The organism is Nocardioides sp. (genome assembly GCF_041393715.1).
Taxonomy (GTDB): domain Bacteria; phylum Actinomycetota; class Actinomycetes; order Propionibacteriales; family Nocardioidaceae; genus Nocardioides.
The window spans coordinates 108,585-134,600 of the sequence record NZ_JAWKJQ010000006.1 but is presented as its reverse complement, the minus strand read 5'-3'; the positions used below and the strand labels follow the sequence as shown (position 1 = coordinate 134,600).

The 26,016-nt window shown below is 72.9% G+C and carries 20 protein-coding genes, 1 tRNA gene and 1 pseudogene; 10 read left to right on the top strand and 12 right to left on the bottom strand.

All coding sequences use genetic code 11. The annotated features are described in order from the left end of the window. Window positions 1-461 precede the first annotated feature (461 nt). Window positions 462-1,994 (top strand): methyltransferase, encoded by a 1,533-nt coding sequence (locus tag R2740_RS11240; RefSeq protein ID WP_371302771.1) that lies wholly within the window; start codon window positions 462-464, stop codon window positions 1,992-1,994. Between the two features lie 226 nt (window positions 1,995-2,220). Here the strand turns inward: R2740_RS11240 and R2740_RS11235 are convergent, their stop codons facing one another. Together R2740_RS11235 and R2740_RS11230 are read right to left on the bottom strand one after the other, a co-directional pair. Continuing rightward, a complete protein-coding gene (locus tag R2740_RS11235) occupies window positions 2,221-3,945 on the bottom strand; it encodes a trypsin-like peptidase domain-containing protein (protein ID WP_371302770.1) in 1,725 nt (574 codons plus the stop codon). Between the two features lie 144 nt (window positions 3,946-4,089). Further along, the gene (locus R2740_RS11230; RefSeq protein WP_371302769.1) at window positions 4,090-6,915 is read right to left on the bottom strand and encodes a BTAD domain-containing putative transcriptional regulator; all 2,826 of its coding nucleotides are present in this window, start codon (window positions 6,913-6,915) and stop codon (window positions 4,090-4,092) included. A gap of 224 nt (window positions 6,916-7,139) precedes the next feature. On the opposite strand from R2740_RS11230, the gene topA reads away from it, so the two are divergent. Beyond that, the gene (topA, locus tag R2740_RS11225) at window positions 7,140-9,815 is read left to right on the top strand and encodes a type I DNA topoisomerase (protein ID WP_371302768.1); all 2,676 of its coding nucleotides are present in this window, start codon (window positions 7,140-7,142) and stop codon (window positions 9,813-9,815) included. A gap of 13 nt (window positions 9,816-9,828) precedes the next feature. Here the strand turns inward: topA and R2740_RS11220 are convergent, their stop codons facing one another. Further along, window positions 9,829-10,464: a hypothetical protein gene (locus tag R2740_RS11220; RefSeq protein WP_371302767.1), complete on the bottom strand. Its 636-nt coding sequence runs from the start codon at window positions 10,462-10,464 to the stop codon at window positions 9,829-9,831. Between the two features lie 110 nt (window positions 10,465-10,574). After that, window positions 10,575-11,021 (bottom strand): annotated as a pseudogene (locus R2740_RS11215) (hypothetical protein); the annotation flags it as partial. 505 nt (window positions 11,022-11,526) lie between these two features. On the opposite strand from R2740_RS11215, the gene tmk reads away from it, so the two are divergent. From tmk to R2740_RS11200, 3 genes are read left to right on the top strand one after another with little or no spacing between them, the layout of a single operon-like run. Beyond that, window positions 11,527-12,195: a dTMP kinase gene (gene tmk, locus R2740_RS11210; RefSeq protein WP_371302766.1), complete on the top strand. Its 669-nt coding sequence runs from the start codon at window positions 11,527-11,529 to the stop codon at window positions 12,193-12,195. After that, complete coding sequence (locus tag R2740_RS11205) at window positions 12,192-13,337, top strand: DNA polymerase III subunit delta' (RefSeq protein WP_371302765.1); 1,146 nt, start codon at window positions 12,192-12,194, stop codon at window positions 13,335-13,337. Before tmk ends, R2740_RS11205 begins: the two co-directional genes overlap by 4 nt. After that, the gene (locus R2740_RS11200) at window positions 13,337-14,911 is read left to right on the top strand and encodes an alpha/beta hydrolase (RefSeq protein ID WP_371302764.1); all 1,575 of its coding nucleotides are present in this window, start codon (window positions 13,337-13,339) and stop codon (window positions 14,909-14,911) included. The genes R2740_RS11205 and R2740_RS11200 overlap by 1 nt, the downstream gene beginning before the upstream one ends. Window positions 14,912-14,996: 85 nt before the next feature. Here the strand turns inward: R2740_RS11200 and R2740_RS11195 are convergent, their stop codons facing one another. The 3 genes from R2740_RS11195 to R2740_RS11185 form a co-directional block, all read right to left on the bottom strand. Further along, on the bottom strand, window positions 14,997-15,386 hold the full coding sequence (locus R2740_RS11195; protein ID WP_371302763.1) for a hypothetical protein: 390 nt from the start codon (window positions 15,384-15,386) through the stop codon (window positions 14,997-14,999). 73 nt (window positions 15,387-15,459) lie between these two features. After that, window positions 15,460-16,047 carry a hypothetical protein gene (locus R2740_RS11190; protein WP_371302762.1) on the bottom strand — a complete coding sequence of 196 codons (588 nt, stop codon included), beginning with the start codon at window positions 16,045-16,047 and terminating at the stop codon, window positions 15,460-15,462. Beyond that, window positions 16,044-16,592 (bottom strand): hypothetical protein, encoded by a 549-nt coding sequence (locus tag R2740_RS11185; RefSeq protein ID WP_371302761.1) that lies wholly within the window; start codon window positions 16,590-16,592, stop codon window positions 16,044-16,046. The genes R2740_RS11190 and R2740_RS11185 overlap by 4 nt, the downstream gene beginning before the upstream one ends. Before the next feature lie 330 nt (window positions 16,593-16,922). Here R2740_RS11185 and R2740_RS11180 point away from each other — a divergent pair. Together R2740_RS11180 and R2740_RS11175 are read left to right on the top strand one after the other, a co-directional pair. Then, a tRNA-Thr gene (locus tag R2740_RS11180) sits at window positions 16,923-16,998 on the top strand. A 72-nt stretch (window positions 16,999-17,070) separates the two neighbouring features. Continuing rightward, window positions 17,071-18,132 (top strand): low specificity L-threonine aldolase, encoded by a 1,062-nt coding sequence (locus tag R2740_RS11175; protein ID WP_371302760.1) that lies wholly within the window; start codon window positions 17,071-17,073, stop codon window positions 18,130-18,132. 75 nt (window positions 18,133-18,207) lie between these two features. On the opposite strand, the gene R2740_RS11170 is transcribed toward R2740_RS11175, so the two are convergent. Then, window positions 18,208-18,825 carry a hypothetical protein gene (locus tag R2740_RS11170; RefSeq protein WP_371302759.1) on the bottom strand — a complete coding sequence of 206 codons (618 nt, stop codon included), beginning with the start codon at window positions 18,823-18,825 and terminating at the stop codon, window positions 18,208-18,210. A gap of 203 nt (window positions 18,826-19,028) precedes the next feature. Here R2740_RS11170 and R2740_RS11165 point away from each other — a divergent pair, with 203 nt between their 5' ends. Together R2740_RS11165 and R2740_RS11160 are read left to right on the top strand one after the other, a co-directional pair. Beyond that, the gene (locus R2740_RS11165; RefSeq protein ID WP_371302758.1) at window positions 19,029-19,847 is read left to right on the top strand and encodes a calcium-binding protein; all 819 of its coding nucleotides are present in this window, start codon (window positions 19,029-19,031) and stop codon (window positions 19,845-19,847) included. A 145-nt stretch (window positions 19,848-19,992) separates the two neighbouring features. Next, a complete protein-coding gene (locus R2740_RS11160) occupies window positions 19,993-20,913 on the top strand; it encodes a hypothetical protein (protein WP_371302757.1) in 921 nt (306 codons plus the stop codon). 5 nt (window positions 20,914-20,918) lie between these two features. On the opposite strand, the gene R2740_RS11155 is transcribed toward R2740_RS11160, so the two are convergent. From R2740_RS11155 to R2740_RS11145, 3 genes are all read right to left on the bottom strand, one after another. Next, a complete protein-coding gene (locus tag R2740_RS11155) occupies window positions 20,919-21,047 on the bottom strand; it encodes a methionine/alanine import family NSS transporter small subunit (protein WP_371302756.1) in 129 nt (42 codons plus the stop codon). Beyond that, on the bottom strand, window positions 21,047-22,594 hold the full coding sequence (locus R2740_RS11150) for a sodium-dependent transporter (protein WP_371302755.1): 1,548 nt from the start codon (window positions 22,592-22,594) through the stop codon (window positions 21,047-21,049). The genes R2740_RS11155 and R2740_RS11150 overlap by 1 nt, the downstream gene beginning before the upstream one ends. A gap of 94 nt (window positions 22,595-22,688) precedes the next feature. After that, window positions 22,689-23,345 carry a hypothetical protein gene (locus tag R2740_RS11145; protein ID WP_371302754.1) on the bottom strand — a complete coding sequence of 219 codons (657 nt, stop codon included), beginning with the start codon at window positions 23,343-23,345 and terminating at the stop codon, window positions 22,689-22,691. Between the two features lie 127 nt (window positions 23,346-23,472). On the opposite strand from R2740_RS11145, the gene R2740_RS11140 reads away from it, so the two are divergent. Next, window positions 23,473-24,852, top strand: coding sequence for an ATP-binding protein (locus R2740_RS11140; RefSeq protein WP_371302753.1), 1,380 nt, complete (start codon window positions 23,473-23,475; stop codon window positions 24,850-24,852). On the opposite strand, the gene R2740_RS11135 is transcribed toward R2740_RS11140, so the two are convergent. Next, a complete protein-coding gene (locus R2740_RS11135; protein WP_371302752.1) occupies window positions 24,830-25,978 on the bottom strand; it encodes a phosphatase PAP2 family protein in 1,149 nt (382 codons plus the stop codon). The two genes, R2740_RS11140 and R2740_RS11135, sit on opposite strands and share 23 nt — an antisense overlap. Between the last annotated feature and the right edge of the window lie 38 nt (window positions 25,979-26,016).

The window sequence follows — 26,016 nt, the reverse complement described above, 5'->3', positions numbered from 1 at the left end:
GGCACCCGCCGGCCGGACCGACCGGCGGCCGCCGACCAGAACGGTCACGCTGACAGCACCACCTCGACGGCCCGCCCCGGATCTCCCGGGGCGGGCCGTCGCCATCCCCGACACGGCACCCCAGTCCGCGACATGCGGGAAATGGTCCCGCGACGTGCGCGAAATGGTCCCGCGACGTGCGCGAAACGGTCCCGCGAGATGGGGAAATGGTCCCGCGAGATGGGGGAAACGGTCGCGCCACGTGCCCGAGTTGGCCGTCCCACGTGCCGGAAGGGCTCCAGCGGAGGCAAGGGTGGCCGTTGGATCGACGTACGCCTGACGTGGCGCCGCCATCTTCGGCATTTCGTGCCACCATTTCCGGCATCTCGCGAGATCATTTCGGGCATCTCGCGGGGCCATTTCCGGCATCTCGCGGGACGGGAGCGCCGGCTCGGGGCGGGGAGGCGGTCTAGGGTCGGCGGGTGAGCGGAGGGGATGAGGAGGCGCCGGGGGAGGCGCCGGGGGAGGCGCCCCGGGAGGCGACCGGGGAGCTGGCGACGCGGCTGGGTGAGGCGCTGGCCAGGGCGACGTACACCTACGACGAGGTGGCGGGGCTGCTCGGCCGGCGGGCCCACGAGGCGCTGGCCCGCAACGAGACGACCCCCGGCCTGCGTCGGACCGCAGGCGGCTCACCGCTGGAGACGCTGACCAGGCTCTTCCTCCTGCAGGTGCCGGTCACCAGGGCGGCCGCCGACCGGGCGCTGCCGGGCCTCGTCGACGCGCTCGCCGTCGAGGGACTGCTCGTGACCAGCGTCGGCGAGGTGGCCGCGCACCTCGACGTGCGGCCCTACGCCGCCCCCGACGCCGCGGGCGACCACGACCTGTGGGTCGTCTCCGACCTGACCCCGGGCCTCGACGGGGGCAGCGCCCGCGTCGGCGCCGACCACGTGCTCGGCATCAGCCCCGCCTCGACCAGCCTGGCCCAGCAAACCATCCGCGACGACGTGGGTCGGGCGCTCGACCTGGGCACCGGCTGCGGCGTGCAGGCGCTCCACCTGGCTCGGCACGCCACCGAGGTGGTCGCGACCGACGTCAACCCGCGCGCACTCCGGATCGCCCGATTCAACGCGGACCTCAACGGCCTGCCGGGCATCGAGGTGCGCGACGGGTCGCTCTTCGACCCGGTGGCCGGCGAGCGCTTCGACCTGATCAGCACCAACCCGCCGTTCGTGATCAGCCCGGCCACCGGGGAGCGGCTCGTCTACCGCGACTCCGGGCTGCCCGGCGACCAGGTCGTGGAGCACCTGGTCCGCCGCGCTCCCGACCACCTGGCCCCCGGCGGTTGGTGTCAGGTGCTGGCCAACTGGGTGATCGCGACGGACCAGCCGTGGGACGAGCGGCTCGCCGGGTGGCTCGACGGCAGCTGTGACGCCCTGGTGGTCCAGCGCGAGGTCCTCGACCCGGCGGAGTACGTCGAGCTGTGGCTCAAGGACTCGGGCCACCACGGTGCCGCCGACTATGCCGAGCGCTACGACACCTGGCTGTCCTGGCTGGACGCCCAGGGTGTCGAGGGGGTGGGCTTCGGGTGGATCAACCTGCGTCGTGTCGACCGGTCGCCCCGGGTGGAGCTGCTCGACTGGCCGTACGCCGTCGAGCAGCCGATCGCGCCGGCGATCTCCGGCTGGGGAGCCGCCGCCGACCTGCTCGCGGAGACCTCCGACCCGGAGGCCCTGGTGCTGCGTCAACGCGCCGACGTCGTCCAGGAGACCAGCGGTACGCCGGGTGCCGAGGACCCCGAGAGCATCGTGCTGCGGCAGCAGCGGGGGCTCCGCCGCGCCCGCCGGGTCGACACCGTCGAGGCTGCGCTGGTGGGCGCGTGCGACGGCGACCTCACCGTCGGCCAGATCCTCTCGGCGGTCGCCCAGCTCCTGGGCCACGACCCCGCCACGCTGCTCGCCTCGACGCTGCCCGCGGTCGAGGACCTGGTGGCCGAGGGGTTCCTGGAGCCTGCCTGAACCCCCGATGCCGGCACCGGGCGCGGGACCGTTGCCGCGGCTGGGGGCCGCTGCGAGGTCCCGCGCCCGGTTCGCCGCGGAGCTCGGGACTCCGGGCGCACCTCGGGTCACTCCCTGCCGACCCAGCCGGCGACAGCGCGGGACCGGTCCCCAGCGCGGGTCCCTGCGCAGCACCTGGCGTGTGTCCTCGCCGGCCACGGCCGGCCGGCGGAGTGCCCGAGGCGACTCAGGGCGACTCGGGCGAGGGGTCGGTCTCGGGCAGGTACCAACCCCGGTCCGGGTCCCAGACGGGCTGCGGCGGCGGGCTCGTCGGCATCGCGGCCGGCGCCGTCGGTGCCTCGACCGCCGCCTCCGCAGGGGCCGCAGCGGGCACCTCGACCGGTGCGGGCTGCTGCTCGGCCGGGGCGGCGTACGCCGGCGAGGGGTACGGCGGCGACGCGGGCGGCATCCATGCGCCCGGCCCAGCGCCCGCCTCGCCGCCCGGGTACGCCGGCCCGGCAGCCGCCCGTTGCCGACCGCGCATCCACAGCGCCAACCCACCACCGGCGAGGAGCAGCAGCAGCGCCGCGCCCACCCCGCCGAGCAGCAGCGGGCTGACACCCGGCTCCTCCGCCGGCGCGGGTGTCCTGTCGCGACCCTCGTCGATCGCGGTCTTGCTGTCGGTGATGAACTTCTGCGCGAACGGGTGCGCCGGGTAGAGCGTCTCGACCTTCTCGAACAGCGGCAGCGCGGCCTCGAAGTGGTCGGCGTAGAACTCGTCGACGGCCTGGTCGTAGGTCGCGGTGGTGTCGCTGCGCTCGGGCGTGACGCCGTTGCGCTCGAGCATGTCCTGCACCTCGCTGGCGGGGATCACGAAGTTCTGCCCCTGGGCGGCGACCCCGTCGCTGCCCACGGCGCTGGCCACCAGCACTCCCACGGCGGACCCGCGGTCGGTCAGCACCGGGCCGCCGGAGTTGCCGGGGCTGGCGGGTGCCTGCGTCTGGAAGACCGGCATGCCGGAGCTGGTGCTCTTGACCGCGGTGACGGGTCCCTCGGTGACGGTCGGCTGCACCTGGGCGTCACGCGACATCGACGGCAGGAAGGTGGACGCCGCGGGGAAGCCGACCACATGCACCGTCGAACCGGGCGAGACGTCGTCGTTGCTGCCGACCTCGATCGTCGGCAGATGCTCCTGGCCGTCGATCTTGAGCAGGGCGATGTCGCTGCCCGGGTAGGGCTTGCCGATGTCGACCACCTCGGCCTCGATCGGTCGCTGGTCCTTGCCGAGCCCGTCAAACCCGACCGCGAGCTCGGCGGCGACCTTGACGTTGAGGTTGGTGACCGACAGGTGCGCGGCCAGCCAGCCGAGGATCGCCTTGCGGAGTCGCTCGACCTGGTCGGGGGTGAAGCGGGTGCCGCTGTTCTGCAGCCCCCGCACGAACTGCTGGCCCAGCTTGTTCAGCCGGTTCACGGCGAAGGCCCGGCGGAGCTCGGGCCGCGCGGTCCGGACGACGTGGGCGGCGGTGATCATGTAGCCGTCGGGCGTGATCGCCCAGCCGGTGCCGACGCCGGTCAGGCTGTTGCGGCGGCTGTAGGTCCGCGGGCCGGGCAGGAAGTAGGTGTTGGGCGACTTCACGACGGCGTCGACGATCGCCTCGGTGATCGCCTCGTCGGAGGTGTCGATGGTCCCGAGCACGGCCTGGGTGGCGATCCGCTGCGCGAGCTGGGTCAGTGCGGCCTGGTTGATCACCGGCACCTGCACCGACACGGTCGCGGTGTACGTCGTCGCGATGAGCTGCACGCCCGGGTAGGCCTTGGCCGCCAGGATCGTCGCATTGCTCACCGTCGGCGTGGTGGACGGCGAGGGGTCGGTCGAGCCGTCGTCGGCCAGGGCCGGCGCGGTGAGGGAGAGGGCGAGCAGGCAGGCGAGCGCGCTGAGCAGCAGCCGCGCGCCACGGACGGGTCGAGGCATTCGGACGCCCCTTTCGGTGCGGTGCCGCGGCGGCGTCTCGACGTCGCCGCGACGTGAGCGCGACCCCGTGCGGTCGCTGCGCGACCAGGGGGGCACTCGTGGCCAGGTACGCCACGAACCTGGCAGCGGGCCGCTAACGCCGCGCTAACGCGAGGCGGTCCCGGCGCCGAGCAGCGCCAGCCGGGACCGGAGCGACTCCGCCCGGGGGTGCCCGATCTCCTCGAGGAGGACGAGCGCATCCCGCCAGGCGACGCGGGCCGCCTCGGGCTCCCCGTTCGCGTGCCGGGCGTCGCCCAGGTGGGTGAGGTTGGCGGCCCGGTTGAAGTGCTGGCCGATCGCCCGAGCGCTGTCGGCGGCCTCCGCGTAGCACTCGATGGCCCGGGCCAGGTCGCCGAGCCCGAGGTAGGCACGGCCCATGCTGTCCAGGGCGTAGGCGACCCCGGCGTGGTCGCCGTCGGCGCGGTAGAGGTCGAGCGCGGCCGTGCAGCTGGCCAGCGCGGGCTCGAAGTCGCCGAGGGTGGAGTGCATCCAGCCGATGTTGTTGAGCGCGACCGCCTCGCCGCTGCGGTCGCCGATCTGCCGGTAGAGCTCCAGCGCGAGGCCGGTGTGGTGGATCGAGCCCTCGGCGTCGCCGGCCAGCTCGAGCATCCGGCCCATGGTGCAGCGCACATCGCTCTCACCCATGACGTCGCCGATGGCGGCGTAGAGATCGAGCGACCGCGCCAGCTCGGCGCCGGCCTCGTCGAACCGTCCGAGGCCGGCGTACGCGTCGCCGAGGCCGTGACGGGCATCGGCCTCCCCGACTCGGTCGCTCGCGCGGAGGCTGGCCCGCAGGGCGAGCCCGTGCAGGTGCGCGATGTCGGCCCAGGCGCAGCGGTCCCACAGGTAGCCACTCACCGCGCGGGCCATCCGCCACGGGTAGTCCGCCAGCCCGGGCACCTCGGCGGCGGCCTCCAGCACGCGGGCCAGGGCGGGCAGCTCGGCCTGCAGCCAGGCCGTGCCGTGCTCGGGGTCGGCGAAGGTCTCGGTGACGACGCCCGGCACGGGTGGGTCGAGCGCGAACGGCAACGGCGTGGTGAACAGCGTCCGGGTCGCGGCATACGCCGACCGCAGGTAGTGGTCGGCCAGCCGGCGGACCAGGTCGACGCGCTCGTCCGCGGTCAGCAGGCCGCGAGCCAGCTCGCGGGCGTGGTCGCGCACCAGGTCGTGCATGGCGACGCGGTGCGGGCCACGCGGCACGGCGAGGTGGGCGCGGACCAGCTCGTCCAGTGTCGTGCGGGCCTGGCGGACCGGCACCTCGGCCAGGCTCGCCAGCGCGGCCGCGTCCACCTCGGGACCGGGGTGCACGCCGAGCAGCGCGAAGGCCCGCGCGGTGTCGGGCGTCAGCGCGTCGAGCGACCAGGACAGCACGGCCCGCAGGTCGGTCGCCGGGTCGCCCAGGCCGAGCACGTCCAGGGAGGAGTCGCGCAGCTGCTCGGCCAGGGTGAGCAGCGGTAGCCGGGGCTGCGCCGCCGCCCGCCCGGCGACCAGGGCCAGCGCCAACGGCAGGCCGCCGCAGCGCGCCAGGATCTCGGGTACGGCGGCCGGCTCGGCCCGCAGCCGAGCCACGCCGAGCCGCTCGGCCAGCAGGCGTTCGGCGGGGCCGTCGGGCAGCACGTCCAGGGAGACCAGCCGGGCGCCCTGGGTGACGGCCAGCGAGCTCAGGTCGTGGCGGCTGGTGACCAGGGCCAGGCTGCCCGGGCCCGTCGGCAGCAGCGGGCGCACCTGCGCCGCGTCGCGGGCGTTGTCGAGCACCACCAGCATCCGCCGGTCGGCGATCAGGCTCCGGTAGAGGTCGGCCGCCGCGTCGGGGTCGACCGGCAGGTCGTCGGCGGCCACACCGAAGGCGGTCAGGAAGCGCTCCAGCACCTGCCCCGGTGTCAGCGGCCGGCCCTGGGCGTCGAACCCACGCAGGTCGACCCACAGCTGGCCGTCGGGGAACGCGCTCGCCGTGCGGTGCGCCCACCGCGCCGCCAACGTGGTCTTGCCCACGCCGGCGGCCCCGGAGACGACGCAGACGACGGGGCGCTCGGTGGGCTCGGGCAGCGCCCCGTCGAGCAGGGCGAGCTCGTCGTCACGGCCGACGACCGAGGTGCCGGTCGCGGGCAGCTGGGCGGGGGCCACCAGTGGTGCGGCGGTGTCGGCCGTGCTGGCCTCCTCATCGAGCCGGAGCACCTCGGCGTGGGCAGCGCGCAGGGCGGGGCCGGGCTCCACGCCCAGCTCCTCGACCAGCAGTCGCCGCGCGGCGCCGTAGTGGGCCAGCGCGTCCGCCGTCCGTCCGGCCGCCTGCATGGCCAGCATCAGCCGGGCCCGCAGTCCCTCGCGCAGCGGCTGCGCCTCGGCCAGGGGAGCCAGCCGCTCGAGGGCGCGCTCGGGACGACCGGCGGCGCGTTCCAGGTCGGACCACTCCTCGGTCGCGGTCAGCCGCAGCTCGGTCAGCTGCTCGGCCGGGCCGGCGAGCCAGCCGGCGCCGACCAGTGCCTGCATCGGCTCACCGCGCCACCACCCCAGCGCCTCGTCGTACGCCGACCGCGCGGCGGCCTCGTCGCCCCCGGCCGCCAGCCTGCGAGCCCGGGTCACGCCGTTGGTGAACGCCACGGCGTCGACGGCGCCGTCGGGCAGGTCGAGCCGATAGCCGTCGGGTCCGGTGCGGAGGGGCTCGCCCGCTCCCGCGTCGGCAAGCAACAGCCGCAGTCGCCGGATCGTGTTGTGCAGCGAGGTGCGGGCGGTGCTGGGGACCTGCTCGGGCCACAGCGCGTCGCACAGCGTGTCGGTCGTCACGGGCTCGCCGACCCGGAGGGCGAGCGCGGCGAGCACCACCCGCTGCTGGGCGGCGCTCACGGTCACCGGCCGGCCGCCCACGCGCACCTCGAACGGGCCGAGGAGCCTTACCTCGGCCCGCGTCTCTGGAGCGGAGGACGCAGGTGCCATCGAGCCGAACCTACCCACGTCGCAGCCGCCCGGACGCACCCCGTTCTCCAGGTGGGCGCCGGGGCCTTCGCGACCACCGCCGACCGACCACCGCGCTGGACTCCGCGGACGTTCGCGCTACCGTGTTCCGCCGTGGGCCCCGTCGCCCACCCGGATCTCGACCGGGGCTCGTCTCGGAGCCCGCCTCGGACCGAACCGGTGAACCGCACGAGCAAGGGACGTCCGTGGCACACAAGTTGGTGATCGTCGAGTCGCCGGCGAAGGCGCGCACGATCGGCGGCTACCTCGGCAAGGACTATGTCGTGGAGTCGTCGATCGGGCACATCCGCGACCTTCCCCAGTCGGCGGCCGACACGCCCACCGCGATCAAGGACAAGCCGTGGGGCCGGCTCGCCGTCGACGTCGAGCACGACTTCCAGCCCTACTACGTCGTCCCGCGCGACAAGAAGTCCCACATCGCCAAGCTCAAGAAGCTGCTCAAGGACGCCGACGAGCTCTACCTCGCCACCGACGAGGACCGCGAGGGCGAGGCGATCGCCTGGCACCTGCTCGACGAGCTCAAGCCCAAGGTGCCCGTCAAGCGGATGGTCTTCCACGAGATCACCAAGCCGGCGATCCTGGCCGCCGCCGACAGTCCGCGCGACCTCGACCTGGACCTGGTCGAGGCCCAGGAGGCCCGCCGCATCCTCGACCGCCTCTACGGCTACGAGGTCTCCCCGGTGCTGTGGCGCAAGGTGATGTCGGGCCTGTCGGCCGGTCGGGTGCAGTCGGTCGCCACCCGTCTGGTGGTCGACCGCGAGCGCGACCGGATGGCGTTCCGGGTCGCGTCCTACTGGGACCTCGAGGGCACCTTCGACGCCGGCGCCGACCACCAGCCACGGATGTTCCCCGCCAAGCTCTACTCCGTCGACGGCGCGCGGGTGGCCCGCGGCCAGGACTTCGGTCCCGACGGTCTGCTCACGAAGGACGGCGTCGCCCACCTCGACCGCGGTCGGGCCGAGGCGCTGGCCGGCGCCCTCGCCGACACGACCTACGACGTCCGCTCGGTGGAGTCCAAGCCCTACCGCCGCTCGCCCTACCCTCCGTTCCGCACCACCACGATGCAGCAGGAGGCCTCGCGCAAGCTCGGCATGAGCGCCTCGATGACGATGTCGGTGGCGCAGCGGCTCTACGAGAACGGCTACATCACCTACATGCGCACCGACAGCACCACGCTGTCGGGCTCCGCGGTCAACGCCGCGCGCTCGCAGGTCCGCGAGCTCTACGGGGCGGAGTACCTCCCCGACGCGCCGCGCACCTACGCCAGCAAGGTCAAGAACGCCCAGGAGGCGCACGAGGCGATCCGGCCGGCCGGCGCGACGTTCCGCACGCCGGGTCAGACCGGGCTGACCGGTGACCAGTTCCGGCTCTACGAGCTGATCTGGATGCGCACGGTCGCCTCGCAGATGAAGGACGCGGTCGGCAACTCCGTGACGGTCCGGCTCGGCGGCGCGGCCGCCAGCGGCGAGGACGTGGTGTTCTCCGCCAGTGGGCGCACGATCACCTTCCACGGCTTCCTGAAGGCCTACGTCGAGGACCAGGACGACTCGTCGAAGAAGCGTGACGACGAGCAGACCCGGCTCCCGTCCCTGACGGAGGGCGAGACGTTGACGGCGGCGTCGGTGAGCGCCGCCGGCCATGAGACGAAGCCGCCAGCCCGGTTCACCGAGGCCACCCTGATCAAGGAGCTCGAGGACCGCGAGATCGGCCGACCGTCGACGTACGCCTCGATCATCGGCACGATCATCAACCGCGGCTACGTCTACAAGAAGGGCACGGCGCTGGTGCCGGCCTGGTTGGCGTTCTCGGTGGTGCGGCTGCTCGAGGAGCACTTCACCCGGTTCATCTCCTACGAGTTCACCGCTCAGATGGAGACGGTGCTCGACGAGATCGCGCGCGGCGACAAGGACCGCAACTCCGAGCTCGCCGAGTTCTACTACGGCTCCGAGCGGGTGCGTGGGCTGCACCCTCTGGTCACCGGGCTCGGGGACATCGACGCCAAGGAGCTGGCCACCTTCCCGGTGGGCGGGCCCGACTCGGGCATCGTGTTGCGCGTGGGCCGCTACGGCCCCTACCTCGAGGGGCCCGACGACGAGGGCACGCCCGGGGCCACCCGCGCCAACGTGCCCGACGACCTGCCGCCCGACGAGCTGACGCTCGAGAAGGCCCGCGAGCTCTTCGCCAACCCGGCGGGAGCCGAGGTCGCCCTGGGCGACCACCCCGACACCGGGCTGCCGGTGGTCGCCAAGAACGGGCGCTACGGCCCCTACGTCACCGAGGTGCTGCCCGAGGACGCGCCCAAGGGGGCCAAGCCGCGCACCGGCTCGCTGTTCAAGTCGATGAGCCTCGACACGATCACCCTCGACCAGGCCGTCACCCTGCTGTCCCTGCCCCGGGTGGTCGGCACCGACGCCGAGGGTGTCGAGATCACCGCACAGAACGGGCGCTACGGGCCCTATCTCAAGAAGGGCACCGACTCCCGGTCGCTCACCTCCGAGGAGCAGCTGCTCACCATCACCCTCGACGAGGCGCTGGCGATCTACGCCCAGCCCAAGACCCGCGGCCGGGCCGCGGCGGCGGCGCCGCTCAAGGAGCTGGGGGCCGACCCGGTCTCGGGGCAGCCGGTGGTCGTGAAGAGCGGGCGCTTCGGCGACTACGTCACCGACGGTGAGTACAACGCCACCCTGCGCAAGGACGACACCGTCGAGGCGATCACCCTCGAGCGGGCCGCGGAGCTGCTGGCCGAGCGGCGGGCCAAGGGTCCGGCCAAGAAGGCGGCCAAGCGGGGCGCCAAGAAGACCGCGAAGAAGACGACGAAGAAGACCGCGAAGAAGGCCACCAAGAAGGCGACCTCGGGCTAGGCCGGGTCCGGCGTCAGGGGAGCGGGATGCCCTCGGCCTCGAGGCGGGCCAGGAGCTCGCCCTTCGTGGGGAGACCGATCTCTGGCGGGTCGCCGAGGAGCAGGGCCAGGCAGGCGTCGTAGGGCTCGTCGGCCACGTCGGGGTCGTCGACGTAGCCCACCTCGACGCAGAGCGCGGCCGCCGAGGCGGGGGTGATCGGCGCCGGCGCTGCGGAGCCCGTGTCGGCCGCGGGCGTGGCCTCGCCCGCGGGAGTGGCGTCACCGGAGGGCTCGGGCTCGCCGCTCGGGGTCGGGTCGTCGCTCGGGGTCGGGTCGGCCGGCTCCGGCTCGGTCGACGTCGGGTCCCCGCCCGGGTCGTCAGTCGTCGGAACCGGGTCGACCAGCGGCGGTGGGGTGCCCGACGGCTTGCCGCCGTCAGGGTCGGGGGTGACCTGCTCGGCCTGGGGCTGCTTCGGCGGGTCGGCGGGGGCGGCCGGGGGAACGACCGTCTCCGTGGGACGGGTCTGGGTGGTGGTGGGCATGGACGCGGGACTGGTGCCGGGGACCGAGGTGTAGTCGCCGTGGGCATAGGCCCGGGCGATGCGCAGCACCAGGTCGACGTAGGACTGGCTGTGGTTGTAGCGGTGGACGGCCGAGCGCTGGCCGGCCACCGTGGAGAGGTCCTGGTCGCCGACGCACAGGTAGACGGCCGCGGCCAGGCGGCGTCGTCGATGTCCTGCGGGTCGCGGCGACCGTCGCCGTCGGCATCGACACCGACGTAGGTCCAGGTGGAGGGGATGAACTGCATCGGGCCCACGGCCCGGTCGTAGGTCGAGTCGCCGTCGAGCTCACCGCGGTCGGTGTCCTTGATCACCGAGGTGCCGTGGCTGCCGTCGAGGGCGACGCCGATGATGGCGGGCGTGGCCACGCCGGCGCCGTCGAGCTCGCTGCCGCCGAACCGTCCGTGGTTGGACTCGACCCGGCCGATGCCGGCGAGCAGCTCCCACGGGAGGTGGCAGCCGCGGTCGGTGGCGTTGATGACGGTCGCGGCGCGCTGGTAGGCGGCGAGCGCCGCGTCGGGGATGTCGGCCGCGCTGGCCGTGCGGGACAGGTCGCTGGTCGGGGCGGCGCGGGTGCTGCCGGGAGTGTCGGTGACGGGTGCCGTCACGGCCTCGGGGAGGGTCGCCGGAGCGACGGTGGCGGCGACCGGGGCGGAGACCGGGGCCATCAGCTCGGCCATGGGGGCGTCGGCACGCTCCCCGAGCACCAGGGACCAGCCCACGGTCATGGCGACGATCGGCACCGTCGTGGCCGCGCGCATGACCCAGGTGTGCCGGCCGCCGACCTTGTCGGCGCCGACCGGGTCCCGCTCGGTCATGGCAACTCCCCGTAGGGCCACGGCCACCGCCGTCGCTCGCGGCGGGGCGATGGTCCTGACCCCATGTCCTGCCCTCGTGACTTCCCCATCACGTGGTCTCTTCCTTCAACGTACCTGCGATTTCTCCGGAGGGGGATGGCCGGGGGGCAATCTTTTGCATGACGGTTCGATGACCCCAGGATGACGACCTGCCCCGCCGGGCCGGCCGAGCGGAGCCCGACGTGGCGTCCGGGGGTGGCACCTCGTACCGTCGTCCCGAGCGCGTATCGCGCGGTCCGACCACACCCACGTCCCTGAGGAGCCCGCCCTGAGCGAGCAGATACCGCTGGCCGCCGCGACCGACGGCGGCCCCGGCATGCTGGCCTCCTCCGGGCTGTTCGTCTGCTTCGAGGGCGGCGAGGGGGCCGGCAAGTCCACCCAGTCGCGGCTGCTGCGCGACTGGCTCGAGGGCCAGGGCTACGCCGTGCTGCTCACCTTCGAGCCCGGCGACACCGAGGTGGGGCGCCAGCTGCGCCGGATCGTCCTCGACCCGGCGACCGGCGAGCTCTCCGACCGCACCGAGGCGCTTCTCTACGCCGCCGACAAGTCCGAGCACGTCGACGCGGTCGTGCTGCCCGCCCTCGCCCGCGGGGAGGTGGTGATCACCGACCGCTACGTCGACTCCACCCTGGCCTACCAGGGGGCCGGGCGGGCGCTCACCTCGGCCGAGGTCGCGACGGTGGCGCGCTGGGCGACCCACGACCTGCGCCCGCAGCTGACCGTGCTGCTCGACCTGGAGCCCGCCCACGGCCTGGGCCGGTTCGAGGACCGCGACCGGATCGAGGCGGAGTCCGAGGCGTTCCACCACCGGGTGCGAGAGGCGTTCCTGCAGCTGGCCGCCGAGACGCCGGGCCGCTACCTCGTCCTCGACGCGCGGGCCCCGGTCGAGGAGATCGCTGCGGCGGTGCGGCAGCGCGTCGTACCGTTGCTGGCGAACGCCCGCCGCACGACGCCGGGCCCCGGCGAACGGAGGGCGCAGCCGTGAGCGTGTGGGACACCCTGGTGGGCCAGCGTGCGGCCGCCGAGGTGCTCCGGGCCGCCGCATCCGGCACCGGCATGACGCACGCGTGGCTGGTGACCGGCCCGCCGGGTTCGGGGCGCTCCAACGCGGCCCTGGCCTTCGCGGCCGCGCTCCAGTGCCCGGAGCACGGCTGCGGAGCCTGCCAGGCCTGCCGCACGGCCCTCTCGGGGGCGCATCCCGACGTCACCCGGGTGGCCACCGACAAGCTGTCGATCGGCGTCGACGAGGTGCGCGACCTGGTGCGCCGCTCGGCCCTGGCGCCGGTGGGCGCGGGCTTCCAGGTGCTGGTCGTGGAGGACGCCGACCGGCTCACCGACCAGGCCTTCAACGCGCTGCTGAAGGCGATCGAGGAGCCGACCGGCCACACCGTGTGGGTGTTGTGTGCCCCGACGGTCGAGGACGTGCTGCCGACGATCCGGTCGCGCTGCCGGCTGATCGGGCTGACCACGCCCACGGCCGACGAGGTGGCCGCCCACCTGGTCCGGCACGACGGTGTCGACGGCGCGATGGCCTCCTACGCCGCGCGCGCGAGCCAGGGTCACATCGGCCGGGCCCGGGCGCTGGCCCGCGACGAGGCGACCCGCAACCGGCGTCGCGAGGTGGTCTCGCTGCCGGTGCGGCTGACCTCCCTGGGGGCCTGCATGACCGCCGCGGCCAACCTCTACGAGTCGACGCTGGAGGAGGCCGAGGCGATCACCTCCGACCTCGACGCCCGTGAGAAGACCGACCTCGACACGACCTACGGTGTGGTGGAGCGGGGCCGCAGGCCGCGGGAGTACGCCCCCGCCCTCGCCGCCCTGCAGAAGGCGCAGAAGACCCGCGCCAAGCGCCGCCACCTCGATGTCGTCGACCGGGGGCTGATGGACCTCGCCTCGGTCTACCGCGACGCCATCGCCGTCGCCGCCGGGGCGGCCTCGGCGCTGGTCAACGAGGAGCAACGCGGCGAGATCGCGGAGCTGACCCGGATCTCGACCCCCGAGGGCCAGCTGCGGCGGATCGACGCGATCTTCGCGGCCCGCGAGCAGATGCTGGAGTTCAACGTCCCGCCGATGCTGGCGCTGGAGTCGATGATGCTGGCCCTGCGGGTGCCGCGGAGAACCGCCTGATGCGGCGCTGGGTGGTCGGTCTGGTCGTGCTCGGCCTGGTCGCGGTGAGCGTCGGCGTCGTCGGGACGATCCTGGTCGTCCGCGGGGTGGTGGGCGACCTGCTGGTTCCGGCGGCCCGTCCCGGCCTGACGTCCTCGCCGGGCGCCGAGACCACCGTCGCGCCGTCCCCGGCGCTGCAGCGGTTCTACTCCCAGAGTCTCGACTGGGCGGCGTGCCCCGACGAGAGTGGCGACGACTGCGCCACCCTGGAGGTGCCGCTCGACTACGCCGACCCCGCCGGCGAGACGATCAGGCTCGCGCTGCTGCGGCACCCGGCCGCCGTACCCCGCGACCGGCTGGGGTCGCTGGTGGTCAACCCCGGCGGCCCGGGCGCGCCCGGCACGTCCTACGCCGCGGGTGCGGGCTCCTACTTCGGCCGCGAGCTGGTCGACCGCTTCGACCTGGTCGGCTTCGACCCCCGGGGCGCCGGTGACAGCAGCCCGGTCGACTGTCTCACCGACGCCCAGCTCGACGACTACGTCGCGGAGGACCCCGATCCCGACACCACGCCGGAGATCCGCGCCTTCATGCGCTCGGTGCGCGAGTTCGGCGCCGGGTGTGCCACCCACTCCCCGGCGGTCGCTGCCCACATCTCGACCGTCGAGGCCGCCCGCGACATGGACGTGCTCCGGGCCGCGCTCGGTGAGAGCACGATGGTCTACTTCGGCGCGTCCTACGGCACCAAGCTCGGCGCGACCTACGCCGACCTGTTCCCCGACCGGGTCGGCAGGATGGTGCTCGACGGGGCGCTCGACCCGACCCTGGACACCGAGGCGCTGTCGCTCGGGCAGGCGCGCGGCTTCCAGACCGCCCTCGACGCCTATCTCGCCAACTGTGTCGACTCCTCCGACTCCTGCTTCCTGGGCGACAGCGTCGACGCGGGCCGGCAGACGATCTCCGACCTGTTGGCCAGCATCGAGCGCCAGCCGCTGCCGGGCGCCGACGGGCGGGAGCTCGAGATCGGCAACGCGTTCTACGGCATCGTGCTGCCGCTCTACAACCGGTCGTCGTGGTTCGCGCTCTCCACGGCGCTCAAGGCCGCGCTCGACGGTGACGGCAGCCAGCTGCTCGCCTTCTCCGACCTCTACACGTCGCGGGCGGCCGACGGCACCTACGACGACAACAGCCTCGAGGCCAACCTCGCCATCAACTGCCTCGACGACCCGTCGTCCTACTCACCCAGGCAGATCGAGGGGCTGTTCGGTGAGTTCGAGCAGGCCTCGCCGACGTTCGGCAGGGTGTTCGCCTGGGGGCTCGCCGCCTGTCGTGACTACCCGTTCCAGGCCGAGGACCCGCTCACCGGCCCGTTGCACGCGGCCGGGGCGGCGCCGATCCTGGTCATCGGGACCACCCGCGACCCGGCCACGCCCTACGCGTGGGCGCAGGCCCTGGCGAGCCAGCTCGACTCCGGGGTGCTGGTCACCCGCGACGGCGACGGCCATGTCGGCTACCGCCGCGGCAACGACTGCGTCGACGCGGCCGTCGAGGACTACCTCGTCACCGGTGCGGTGCCGGAGGACGGCCTCACCTGCTGACGCCGCGAGGCGAGGCGACGACCGAGGGCCGGCCCCGAGGGGGACCGGCCCTCGTCACGAGGCGGAACGAGCCTCGGTGGGTGGCTCAGTGGTGCTGGTTGCGCGCAGCGGCCACGCCGGCGGCGTACTTCGGGATCACGATGCTCACCAGGATGCCCAGGTTGACCTTCGCCGCGTCGAGCAGCATGCCCGACATCAGGTCGTCGCCGTGCTTCTGGCACACCACGGTGTTGCCGCCGTCGAGGTCGAGCAGGAAGTAGCGGTTCAGGCCCGGGAAGTTTGAGCCAGCCAGGGTGGAGGCCATCTCGTTGGTGAGCTGGTTGAACAGCGCGACCGCCTCGGGCTGCGGGTTGAAGCCGGCGAGGCTGAGGCCGGTCTCACGGTCCCAGATGTCGGTGGCGACCAGGCCGTCGCGGAGGGTCTCCTTCGCCTCCTTGACGGTCTGCTCGAGCAGATTGACGTCGATGTCCAACATGGTGGGGTGTCCTCTCGGGAAGGGTTGGGGAATCTCGTGGTTGTCGGGGGCGGCGTACGCCGGCGGGGTGGGCTCAGTCGTCGCCGAGCTTGGTGCGGATCGAGTCGGCGGCGACCTTGGCGCGCATCAGCAGGGCGCCGAGGGAGTCCTCGCCCACGGTCACCCACAGCAGCAGCTGGCCGACGATGAGGTGACGCACGGCGAGCACCACCGTCTTGGACGAGCCGTTGGTGAGGGTGACCATGTCCAGCGGGCCGCCCTCCTCGTCGTGGACCGAGCTGGACACGGCGTCGGCGATCGAGTGCAGCGAGCTGGTCATCGCCGAGAGGCGGCTGACCTGCGTCTCGTCGACGCCGATGGTGCACAGGTTGAAGCCGTCGGCGGTGCAGATCATCGCCGAGCTGAACGCCGGCAGGGACTCCGCGAGCGTCTGCAGGGTGGGCAGCAGCGCGCGCCCGATCTGTTCGGACCACAGACCCCAGTGGGCGGCGATGTCGTCGTCCATCTCGACCCCGAGCGGGGGTCTCGGCTGGTCGTCACCCTGCGGGTTGCGCGGGGGCAGCACCACGATCTCGGCGTGGTGCTCCTCGACGGTGTCTGCCACGTCTGCCTCCTCAAGCCTTTCGGCCAGCGCGGCAGCGGTGCGGGTCTGGGTCTTCATCCGACGGCCTCCTTCTCGGTGGCGGGCTTCTCCGTGGCGGGGCTGCTGTGGGGAATCCGCAAGGCGGTGTGCAGCACCTCGACAACGGAGTTGCGGTCACGCGGGTCGGCGGCGATCACCGGGATCCGGTCGTCGCACGCGGCGACCACCTCCCGGAAGCCGTCGAGCTGGGTGCCCGCCTCCTCCAACCGTGTCACGGCCACGGTGAGCTTGGAGGTCGAGACCTCCGCAGCGATGAACTCCAGCCACAGCTCGGTGTCGAGCAGGGCCAGGTCATGGTGGCCGAAGAGCCAGAGCACGACCCCGGTGCTGCGCGGCATGGCCGACTTCCGCACCAGGTCGAAGCGCTCTTGCCCCGGAGTACCGACCACGGAGACTGTCTGTCCGTCCGGTGACTGCCACTCGCCGATCTCCAAGCCGACGGTGGTGGTCGTCTTGAGGTGCCGGCCGGGGCGGCCGGTGCGCGCGCGCAGGGCGGAGCTCAACACCTCGGTGGAGGACACGTTGGTGTCCGACACCGTGCAGACAGCCGTGGTCTTCCCCACGCCGAAGGGTCCAACGAAGGACACCTGTCGGGGGATGGGGGTCCCGAGAACTGGCATCATGTGGTTCTTCTCCCGAGTTGCCAAACGTGTTTGCCTCACTTGTTGACGCTGCCGACCGTAGTCTGCCCCATCGGATCGCGGGAGGGAACCGGCGAATCTGCTCCTCCGAACGACGTGGACGTCTAGCCCACGTGGGCCATGCCGGGTTGCCCAAGGGGTCACCGAGAGCCGCCGCCGGGCGTTTTCGCACCCCGCCACCCGGTCCGTTATCCTGCTGCGGTTGCCCGGTCGACGGCCCGCGGTCACGCCGGGAGCCGTGCCGGGCAGCAGGCCGCCTTAGCTCAGTCGGTAGAGCGAATCACTCGTAATGATTAGGTCGTCGGTTCGATTCCGACAGGCGGCTCCACGACAGGCGGCTCCACCGTGCTCCGAGTTGTCGGGCCGGGGTCCGCGGCGAACGCTCCCTAGACTTCGCCGGGTGGATGCGGAGGACCTGGCCCGGCGGAGCAGGTGCCACACGTTCGTCATCGGCGACGGTCTGGTCACCCCCGAGGAGGTTCTCGCCTCCGTGGGGGGCGACGTGGTTCCAGATGTCTACGGCGAGGGCGGTGTGGTCGCCGAGCTGGAGTCGACCGTGAGCGAGCTGCTCGGTCATCCCGCGGCGGTCTTCCTGCCCAGCGGGACGATGGCCCAGGCGGCCACCCTGCGGGTGCACGCCGATGACCGCGGGACGCGCACCGTGCTCTGGCACCCGCTGTGCCACCTCGCCGTGCACGAGGGCGAGGCCTACTCCCGCGTCCACGGCCTGACCGGGCGGCCCGTGGGAGAGCCCCACCGTCTGCTCACCCGCACCGACCTCGAGGTGCCCGAGCCCGTCGCGGCGGTGCTCTGGGAGCTTCCCCAGCGAGATCTCGGCGGCCAGCTGCCCGACTGGGACGACCTCGTGGGCCAGGTCGACGCGGTGCGCGAGCGGGGCGCGGCGGTGCACCTCGACGGAGCCCGCCTCTGGGAGGCGTCGGCGGGCTACCAGCGCTCGCCCGCCGAGATCGCCTCGCTGTTCGACACCGCCTACGTCTCGTTCTACAAGGGCATCGGCGCCCTGCCGGGCTGCTGCGTGGTGGGCCCGCCGCAGATCGTCGACCAGGTCCGCGAGTGGCGAGGGCGTCTCGGCGGCTCGCTGTTCGCGATGTGGCCGGCGGCCGCGTCCGCGCTGGGCCTGCTGTCGGAGCGCCTGTCCGAGATGCCGGCACGGCTCGAGCAGGCCCGCGCCATCGCGGCGCAGCTCGCGGGCAGCCAGGTCGTCCGGGTGCTGCCCGACCCACCGCAGACGCCGATGATGCACCTGCTGTTCCGCGTCTCCGAGGAGAGGTTCAGGGCCAACGCGCGGCGGCTGGCCGACGAGGACGGGATCTGGGTCTGGCAGGCACCCATGCCCACCGGCGACCCCGGCGTGGTCCGCTGCGAGCTGCCGGTGGGCCGCGCCACCTGCCGGCTGGACCCCTCGCGGGTGGCCGACATCCTGCGTGAGCTGTGCGCCTGAACCGCGGGATGTCGGCACACGACCAGCGCCCTCGAACCACCCCGGGAGGGCGGGCCGAGGGCGACGGGTCGGGCCTCAGAAGTTGATGCCGTCGGTGTAGGTCCGGCAGGTGAAGAACGTGGTCGCGCAGCGGTTGTCGGAGTACTTGTTGGGCAGCACGCCGGTGAGGGCGACCAACTGGCCGTTGGCGGTGTTGGTCCAGGTGATCAGGAAGTTCACGCGGTACGACGCGCGGTTGTTGGGGACGTTGGTCGGCGAGTAGGTCCACCCGGGGAAGCGGAGGGTGCCGGTGCCGGCCACGGTGCCCGACCAGGTGCGTGACTGGATGTCGACCCACCGGGCTCCGTTCCACTTCTGGATCGTCGACTTCCCCGTGACCCGCTGCCGGTACGACGAGGGGCTCCGGGTGACGGTGAAGCCGCCGACGTTCCAGTTCTTGGAGTAGAAGTAGGTGCCGTTCGCCAGCCGCTGGCCGACGTCGTAGCCGTTGATCATCGGCCCGTTGAGGGTGATGCTGCCGATCCGCCCGGCGGCGCCGACGGTGGTGGCTGCCTCGGCCGGGGTCGCGGCGAACAGCGTCATCAGCAGCGACGACACCACGGCCGCGAACACGGCGATGATCCGGGCGGCGGCGGCCCGGTGGGTCCGGGTGGTTGCGAGGACGGCGGCTGCGGTGCCGGCGGTGGTGTTCATGGGCTTCTCCTTGGGTCGGACCCGGTCCTCTCCGGGTGCCTTGCGGCAACCATCGAGCCCACCTCTTAGCGCCGGCTTAGCGCCGCTCGTGGCCGGTCCGTCGGGGCTCCGCTCCGGCTTTCTGATCCCACGCTGAGGTGCCGCCGGTGTCCTGACTGCTCCGCGCCGGCAACCGCCGGCGACCAACCGTAAGGAGCACCATCATGAAGTTCCCGATCACACTCGCGGCCCTGCTGGGGGCCGGCTTCGCCAGCGTCTCGTTCGGGCCGGCGACGGCGAGCGCCCTGCCGCCCGACTGCACCACGCCCGGGCAGGTGATCTTCGGCAACAGCGCCAACAACAACCTCGTCGGGACGCCGTACAACGACATCATCTACGGGCGCGGGGGCAACGACACCATCGACGGCGGCGGCGGTCACGACATCATCTACGCCGGCAACGGCGACGACGTGGTGACCGGCGGTGCCTGTGACGACACCATCCTCGGCGGCAAGGGCGATGACCGGCTGCAGGGCAACGCGGGCAACGACACGGTCCACGGCGACGAGGGCGACGACGTCGTGCAGGGCAACCGGGGCGACGACGAGCTCTTCGGCGACAAGGGCAACGACCGGCTCCAGGGCAACGACGGAGACGACAAGCTGTGGGGCGGCGCGGACCGCGACGTGCTCGACGGCAGCGACGGCAACGACCTGGTCAACGGCGGCCCGGGAGACGACCGGCTGCGCGGCTCGACCGGCGAGGACTACCTGCACGGCGACGGCGGCCGGGACGAGGTCTACGGCGACGGAGACGACGACCAGCTCTTCGGCGACGGCGCGGCCGACCGGCTCGACGGTGGCACCGGGGATGACTACGTCTACGGCGGGGCGGGCGACGACCGTGCCTTCGGTGGCGCGGGCGACGACCGGCTGTTCGGCCACGCAGGCGCCGACCGGCTGCGCGGCAACCAGGGCTTCGACCGGGCCTACGGCGGCCCCGGCAACGACGCCTGCAACGTCGAGCTGGCGGTGAACTGCTGACGCGGGTGCCGACCGGAGCACGCTCCTCGAGCCGTCCCGGTCGCCGGTCCCGGAGCCGCTTCCCCCGAGCGGCCCGGGACCGGTCCTCGCGGGTCCCTCCGCCGCGGTCCGCGTGCGATCATCGGACCCGACCGGAGGAGGTGCGATGCGCAGGTCCGGCAGACGGGGACACCGCGTGCTGACGGCGTTCGCGGTGGTGGGACTCGCGCCGGCGGCACTGGCCGCGTGCGGCGCGACCCCCGAGGAGCCGCGGCCCTCGCCCTCGAGCACCGGCATCCGCACCCTCAGCCCGCTGCCGGCGCCGCCGACGCCGCCGGCCACCGGCCGGCTCTTCGCCGACATGCGCCAGTCGTCCCTCGACGTGGCGCTGGGCCAGATGCAGGTCTGGGTCCGCAACGACACCCTGCACGACCTCCGGCCGACCCGGATCGTCTACACCGACGGCCGGTTCTCCAGGCCGCTGCCGGCCACCCGGCTGCGGGAGATCCCGAGCCGGCACGAACGCGGCTTCCCGATCGCGCTGCCCGCCCGGCCGCGGTGCGGCAGCGAGGCGACCCACGGCACGCTCGAGCTCTGGTACGACGGCCACCACGACACCCTGCGGGTCAGCGACGAGACCGACGTCCCCGGGCGCTTCCTCGAGGCCCGCTGCCAGGAGCTCGCCGTCGCCGGCGTCGCGCGGCTGTCGTGGGCGGACCACGTCCGGGTGGAGGATCGCGACGGTCAGCCGGTCGGCGTGCTGCGGCTGCTGATCCGTCCCTCGGGGCGTGGCGACTCGCAGCTGCGGATCGAGACCATCTCCGGCACCCCGATGATCTCCACGGCCGGCGGCGAGGCCTGGCGACCCGACCTCACCGTGCGCAGCACCGACCCGCCGAGCCACCTCGACCTCGAGATGCAGCCGGCCCGCTGCGACGACCACGTCTTCATGGAGGGCGGCGGCAGCACCGCGTTCAAGACCAGCGTGACCGTGGATGGCCGGCCGGCCACCGTGCTGCTGCGGATGTCGGGCCCCGGTGCGGCGCAGGCGATCGCCTACGTCAGGGAGGCGTGCGGCAAGGAGTGAGCCGCTCACAGGTCGCGGTGCACGTCCTCGAGGTCGGGCGTCTCGCCGCGACGGAGGTTGACGATGGCGGCGACGAGGCCACCCCAGAGCACCAGCATGGCCAGCAGCATCATCACGATCGCAGCGCTGCTCATCAGAACTCGCCGCCTTCCTGGACCGGAGTCAACGGTGTCCCGTCGCGCCATCGCACCATCGCGATGACGAACGCCGCCACCACGACGGCCACGCACACGCCCCAGCCGAAGACCCCGAGCATCCAGGCCGGATAGCCCTCGTAGGGCTCGGTGACCGCGTCCCACAGCTCCTGGACGAGGATGAAGCTCAGCACCAGCGGCGTCACGAACGCCAGCATCACCCGCCACCAGGCGCCGAGCGGCACCGAGCCGGTGCGGTTGAGGTGCCCGGCGAGACCCGGGAGCGCCCGCAGCGCCCAGGCGAGCACCAGCATGCTCACCACGGCCACCAGCAGGATGCCGAAGCGGTTGATGAAGTGGTCGACGATGTCGAGGACGTAGATGCCGCTGGTGGTGCTGAACATCAGCAGGCTCAGCACCGCCGTCGGCACGCCGACCGCCAGGGTCGCGGTCAGCCGGCCGGTCTCGAACTTGTCGCGGACCGCGGAGATGACGACCTCGATCACGCTGACCAGCGAGGTGAGCCCGGCGAAGACCAGGCTGCCGAAGAACAGCAGTCCGATCACCGCGCCGCCGGGCGCCTCGTTGATGATCGCGGGGAAGGCGATGAAGGCCAGCCCGATGCCGTCGGAGGCCACCTGGTCGACGCCCACTCCGTTGGCCTGCGCCATGAACCCCAGGGCAGCGAAGACGCCGATGCCGGCCAGCAGCTCGAAGCTGCAGTTGGAGAGCCCGACGACCAGGCCCGACCCGGTCATGTCGGTGCGCCGGCCGACGTACGACGCGTAGGTGATCATGATCCCGAAGCCCACGGACAGCGAGAAGAAGATCTGCCCGAAGGCTGCCGCCCACACGCCGGTGTCGGTCAACGCGCCCCACTGGGGGCTGAACAGCGCGTCGAGGCCGGCACCCGCCCCGGTGAGGAAGAGCGAGCGGACCACTAGCACCAGGAACGCGATGATCAGCAACGGGATGAAGACGACCGCGGTCGCGCCGATGCCCTTCTCGACGCCGAGTGCCATCACCGCCAGCACCGTGACCCAGACCAGCAGCAGCGGCACCGCGACACCGGGCACCAGGTCGATGCTCACGCCGGGGTCGCCGACCTGCAGGAACGAGCCGAAGAAGAACGACTCGGGGTCCGCGCCCCACGCCTGGTCGACGGAGAAGAACGTGTAGCGCAGCGCCCAGGCGATGACCGCGGCGTAGTAGACCGCGATCACGAAGCAGATGCCCACCTGCCACCACCCGATCGGCTCGCTGCGTCGGCCCGCGCGGGCGAAGGACAACGGCGCCGAGCCGCGGTAGCGGTGCCCGAGCGCATAGTCCAGCAGCAGGAACGGGAGGCCGGCGACGAGGAGCGCGACCAGGTAGGGCAGCACGAAGGCGCCGCCGCCGTTCTCGTAGGCGACGTAGGGGAAGCGCCAGATGTTGCCGAGCCCGACGGCCGACCCGATGGCGGCGAGGATGAAGACGGTCCGGGAGGAGAAGGCTCCTCGTGCACCGTGGTCGGCGGCTCCGGCCGGGCCGGGTTCGGGGGTCGCCATCGGGTCCTCCTCCGAGTAGGTCCTCCCACCCTCGCCCGGCGGCACCGGCTCCGCCATACCCCCGGGGGTGTCGGTGGGGCGCCCGCCCGTGCGGCTAGACCAGCTTGGGGAAGGTGAGCAGCGTGCTGGTCAGCACCACGAAACCGACGACGCCCAGCCCGAGCAGCGCCCACTGGGCGCCCAGCCGGCGCATCCGTCCGGAGAGCGCCGCGAAGAACAGCACGGTCGCGAACCCGATGGTGAGGACCGTGTAGTTGTCGCCGCGCTGGTTGTTGCGCAGCGCCTCCGCGAACTTCGCGTCGGCGCGGGCATCGGCCTCCTGGGCGGAGGCCAGCTCGGGGAGGACGTACTCCTCCATCTCGAAGGGGGTCGCCGGCGCGTCGGGGTTCTGCACCGGCTCGGTGGCCAGCCAGGCGTCGAACGCGCTCTTCAGCGGCTCCGGGAACCGCTGCTGGAGGAAGTCGGTCAGCTCCTTGTCGTCGGCCTGGTAGGCCTGCAGCCAGGTGGTGAACAGGGACACCTGCACCGACTGCTTGGAGCGCGCGGTCGACTCGAAGCGGCTGGCCGCGATCCGGCTGGACGACGCCTCGGAGAAGGAGATCGACATCGCGCCGCCCCACTTGCTGGCCTGGAAGCCGGTCCAGGCGGTGGCGATGGCGGTGACCGACAGCAGCAGCACCGCTACCAGCTCCCGCCAGCCGGCGCTCCGGCTCTCGGTGTCGTCCTCGGGTCGGCTCTCGCGGTCGCTCACAGGCACCAGGATGGCCGATCAGGTGGCCGCGGCGGTGGCGGCTCGCCCCGAGGGTCGGCGACGTTGTGGCGGCGGCTCCCGGATGCCCTCCCTTTCTGGTCCCCGCCTCCGGTGTCATCATCGGCGGGTGAGCACCCCCACCCCACCCCCCCCCGCCGGGCGCGGGTCGCCCCCCGACGGGCGCCAGCTGCTGCTCCGGATCACCGGTGAGACACCGGCGGCCGGTGAGCTCGTCGAGATCGCGTCCGAGGAGGGCTCGCTGATCGGCTACGTCGAGCACGTCGGCCCGGCGGCGGCCGACGGGTCACGCCTGGTGACCGCGCGGCAGGCGACCGCCGGCGGCGCGCCGGCCGGGCGCGCGAGGCGCGAGGTGACGGTCGCCCCCGCGCCCGCCGAACGCGTCGCCGAGCTGCTCGCCGGACCGGACCCACAGCTGCATCTGGGCCGCGTGGTCGGGATCCCCGACGCCTCGGTCGGTCTGGTGGCCGGCAAGATGAACCGGCACACGTTCTGGTGCGGGCAGAGTGGCTCCGGCAAGACCTATGCGCTCGGCGTGGCCCTCAAGCGGCTGCTCAGCGCCACCCGGCTCCCGATCGTGGTGTTCGACCCCAACAGCGACTACGTCGGCCTCGGGGAGACCCGGCCCGGTGCGGACCCGGCCGAGGCGGCGACCCTGGCGGAGCGCGACGTCGTGGTGCTGCGTCCCGACGACCCCGACCATCCGCTGCGCGTGCAGTTCCGCAAGCTCAGCGTCAAGCACCAGGCCGCGGTGCTGCGGATGGACCCGATCCTCGACCGGGCGGAGTACAACACCTTCGTGCGGCTCGTGGGCAGCTTCTACGACCACGCCGACGACTTCATCGACCAGCTCAGGTCCTCGGGCGAACCGGGCGTGGAGACCTTGGCGCAGCGCGTCGAGAACCTCGGTGTTCTCGACTGGACCGGCACCTGGTCGCTGGGTGGTGCCTGTGCCACCGATCTGATCGAGGAGCGGCCCGCGGCGACCGTCCTGGACCTCGGTCAGTACGACCGGCACGAGGAGCAGCTCGCGATCGCGCTGGCCGTGCTCGAGGACCTGTGGGAGAAGCGTGGCCAGCGTCGCCCGGTGCTGCTCGTCTTCGACGAGGCGCACAACTTCTGCCCGCCCGAGCCCGACACCCCGCTCGGGGTGGCGGTGCGCGACCTGCTGATCCAGATCGCGGCCGAGGGCCGCAAGTACGGCCTGTGGCTGTTGCTGTCGACCCAGCGCCCGTCGAAGATCCACTCCGGCGTGCTGAGCCAGTGCGACAACCTCACCCTGATGCGGATGAACAGCCCGGCCGACCTCGACGAGCTGGCCCGGGCGTTCGGTTTCGTGCCCCGGCAGCTGCTCGACCAGGCGTCGCGTTTCGTGCAGGGCGAGGCGCTGGTCGCCGGCGGGTTCGTCGGGCTGCCCGTGGTGGCGAAGATGCGCGACCGGGTGACGCCCGAGGGTGGCGTGGACGTCAGGGTGCCGATGGCGGACTGAGCGGTCCGCCGCCCGGGGGACTGCCCTCCGCCACGAGCTCGGACCGGGCCGGGGCCCCGGACCGGTCGACGTACCCGCGGGGGTAGATGGTGCGGATGCCCAGCCACACCGCGGCGGCTGCCATCGCGAAGCCGACGATGTCGTCGAGGACGTAGTGCCAGCCGAGATAGACGGTGGCGACCATCGTGAGCCCGAGGTAGATCGCCCACACCACGCCGATCCGGCGGAACCCGTAGTAGCGGAGCATCAGCCAGATGACCGTGGACACCCCCACGTGGAGGCTGGCGAACGCCGCGATCTGGGCGGCGGCGTCGGAGGCCTCCGGGTGGGCGAGCAGGTAGGCACGCTGGGCGACGTACTTCGCCTGGGTGTCGGTGACGATCGAGTGGGGGAGCGCGGCGAAGGTCGCGGGGGTCTCGTGGAACGGGCCGAACGACGGGATCGCGTAGTAGCTGAGCGTGCCGAAGATCCACACCCACGCCGCGGACGCGATGTAGACGTAGCCGTGTCGCATCCGGTCGGCCAGCACCAGCGCGGCCGGGAACGCGAACGACACGAACGACGGGAACGACTCGTAGACGGCGATGAGCGCCCAGGTCGCCCACCCCTCTCCGAGCAGCCCGTGGAGCAGTGCCGCTGGGTCGTGGCCGAGGAAGAGCCAGGTGTCCCATCGGGCCAGGAGGTCGTCGTGGGTGGGTCGGAAGACCAGCCAGCTCTTCAGGTTGTGGTAGCTGAAGTAGATCGTGTGGTAGGCCGCCAGTCCGGCCAGCAGCAGCGCCACCCGGCGGACCGTCCAACGGCGCCGGATCGCCCCGAAGGTGCCCCGCAGCGAGCGGCCCGACTGCCACGACCGCCAGCCGCCGTCGACGACCACCAGCACCAGCACGATGCCGCTGGTGAAGGCGACCCGATGGCTCAGCCACTCGCCTCGAGGGTCGCGGAACGGGATCCCCATCACCATGGACCGCCAGATCGCCACCAGCGCGAAGACCACGACGACCGCCCACAGGCGCCACACCCAGCGCAGGTCGGTCTCGACGTCGGCGGCACCGTCGTCGCCCTGGGGAGACCCCTCGCGGAGTCGTCGGTCGGTGGGCGGCCAGGAGCGGAGTGGCGGTCGTGTCACGGCGGCCAGGCTACCGACCGGACCGGGTCCGAACCGAC